The following is a 2,474-nucleotide window of genomic DNA, read 5'->3' as shown; positions in this document are numbered from 1 at the left end:
CTTTGGATTTTCTTTGGGATACATACAGCCAATGCGGTATGTANGATAGAAAGGTCGAAAAAAAAAAAGAAAGGCAGCATAATCTAACTAAAATAACAGGAAAAACAGGAGAGGTTTTAACTTCCCCTAAAAAAGACATGTACATAATGCATGGGTGGGAAGGAAAAAATAAGAATATGTAAACAATATTCTACAAAAAAGATAGAAGACTGGGAGAGTTGAACGAAAAAATCAAGAGAAAAGCTCACGTAAAGCAAAGCTTTTCTCTTGATTTTTTAGAAAGAGGAACATTTACTGAATATCCCTATTTTAGCAAGCCACACGTTATTTAGTCGTCCCTTAAAAAGCACTCATCTGCGGGATATTGCAAGAAAACAGTGTCCCGCAGATTTTTTCAACAAGTAGCCAAAGAACCCTCATGGCTCTTTTGAAGTTGTACGCTGCTGCGGCTAAGAGCAGATTGACAACATCCCCGAAAACAAGGAGTGTAAAAGGAGAAAGAGAGAAAACAAGGGTAATTGATTGACTAATAGAAATGTATGTCTTTTAGTGTCTTTGGATGCCGAGTAGCGAAATAGCAAGAAAAAGCGGATTAGAGCAAACTTTCCGTTTCTAAACCGTTACCCGTTCTGACAGGCGAAAAATACAGCAAATTGATGACGTTAAACGTCTGGTTATAGCGTTGTTTGTCTGTGGTTTACATTATTCGGATAACTCATATTGAAAGTAATTTTACGAACTAAAAATGTGAGCGTAATGAACAACGAACTAAAGGTGTCCTTCTATCTCAAACGAGAGGGGAACACGGAGAGAACAGAAACAAATCCCGATGCCATTTACCCGATTGTCGGGAAAATCATCATCGGCAACACCATCGCACAATTCGGCTCAAAGTTAAAAATCGAAGAGCGGCTTTGGAGTGTAAAATCAGGTCGGGCAATGGGCAAAAGCCATGTTGCCGTTGAACTCAACAGAGAGATTAATAAAATTAATCTCTCCATACATGCACACTACAAGGGCATTCTAAAGCGAACCGGAAAAGTAACCGCTATCGAAGTGAAGAACGCCTTTCAAGGAATTGCCACTGCACAAAAAACACTGCTTATCCTGTTCGGTGAAATGATGGAAAATTTCAAAGGGAGAATAGGCATCGACAGGGCACAATCCACCTACAAGCAGTATGAAGTCCTTTATAAACAGCTTAAACAATTCCTTCGGGAAGAATACCACGTAGAGGATATTCCCCTTGCCGAGTTAGATTTGCCTTTCATTGAAGCATTGAATTTCTTTTTCCGTGTAAAACGCAAGATGAAGCCGAGAACCGTTAAGGCTCGGATTGTCTTGCTAAATAAAGTAATACGTTTGGCATTGCATCGAAGAATCATCACCCGTCCGCCTTTTGACGGGTTTGAATTGGAAAAGACGGAACTTAAAAACAAGTCGCTCACCAATGACGAACTGGACTTGTTAATGAAAACTCCCCTTAAATCAGGCACGCAACGGTTTATCCGTGATATGTTCCTGTTTTCAACCTTTACCGGCTTGGCTTATGCAGACGTGCATAAACTCTCTTGGAAAGATATTATCACCGAAGATGACGGTAGTTTGTGGATTTCAGCCAACAGGCAAAAATCGCATACGGAATTTAATGTAAAACTATTGAATATTCCTATCCGAATCATGGAGTATTACAAGGGGCTTGCTCCCGATGGAAAAGTATTTCCCCACATGAGTTTAGGACAGGTGAATGTCGGTTTAAAACGAATTGCAAGAAACTGCGGTATCAACCGGAAATTATCCTACCATATGGCGAGATATACGTTCGCTTCTCAAATCTGCCTTTCACAAGGCGTTCCGATTGAGAGTGTCAGCCGGATGTTAGGACACAAGCATATTGAAACAACCCAACGCTACGCACGTCTTAACAATGAGAAGATAGGCAACGATATGCAGCAACTATCTGCACGTCTTGCCACTAAATTCAACTTTTAACAATCCAAAATACAGATATTATGCAAAGCAATAGAAGCACTTTCGCTATACTCTTTTATCTGAATACCAGCAAAAAGAAAAAATCAGGTAATTGCCCTGTCATGGGGCGTATCAGCGTGGACGGAAAAAGCTCGGCTTTCAGTACGGGCTTAGAGTTATCTCCCGAAAAATGGGATGCCAAACAGGGAATAGCCATAGGCAAATCAAAGAAAGAAACAAATATCAACAAGCAGATAGAAAACTATCGGGCTGAACTTGTCCGCCACTATAAAACCTTACTGGAAAACAAAAGCTACATTACGGCTGAAATCCTGAAAAACGCTATCAAAGGAATTGGAATTAAACAAAACAGCTTAATACAGGAGTTTGCAGCCTTAGTTGAAGAAAAGCGGCAGTCTGTCGGCATTTTGATAGTAAAAACCACCTATACACATCTTTATCGTGCTTATCAGCATTTGAAAGAGTTTTTGGGGTACAAATAC

The 2,474-nt window shown here is 40.1% G+C and carries 2 protein-coding genes and 1 pseudogene; 2 read left to right on the top strand and 1 reads right to left on the bottom strand.

All coding sequences use genetic code 11. The features are described 5' to 3' along the window. Positions 1-339 precede the first annotated feature (339 nt). Positions 340-480: pseudogene (locus HMPREF0106_RS27295) on the bottom strand (IS5/IS1182 family transposase); the annotation flags it as partial. A 276-nt stretch (positions 481-756) separates the two neighbouring features. Between HMPREF0106_RS27295 and HMPREF0106_RS00205 the strand changes: the two are divergent. Next, on the top strand, positions 757-1,992 hold the full coding sequence (locus HMPREF0106_RS00205; RefSeq protein WP_032851696.1) for a site-specific integrase: 1,236 nt from the start codon (positions 757-759) through the stop codon (positions 1,990-1,992). A 20-nt stretch (positions 1,993-2,012) separates the two neighbouring features. After that, positions 2,013-2,474 (top strand): Arm DNA-binding domain-containing protein (locus HMPREF0106_RS00210; RefSeq protein WP_009041308.1); only part of this gene is annotated, 462 nt, incomplete at its 3' end.

The sequence above is a fragment of the Bacteroides sp. D22 genome, from assembly GCF_000163675.1.
GTDB classification, from domain to species: domain Bacteria; phylum Bacteroidota; class Bacteroidia; order Bacteroidales; family Bacteroidaceae; genus Bacteroides; species Bacteroides xylanisolvens.
The sequence above is the reverse complement of the archived record's forward strand: the minus strand, read 5'-3'. Positions and strand labels throughout refer to the sequence as shown.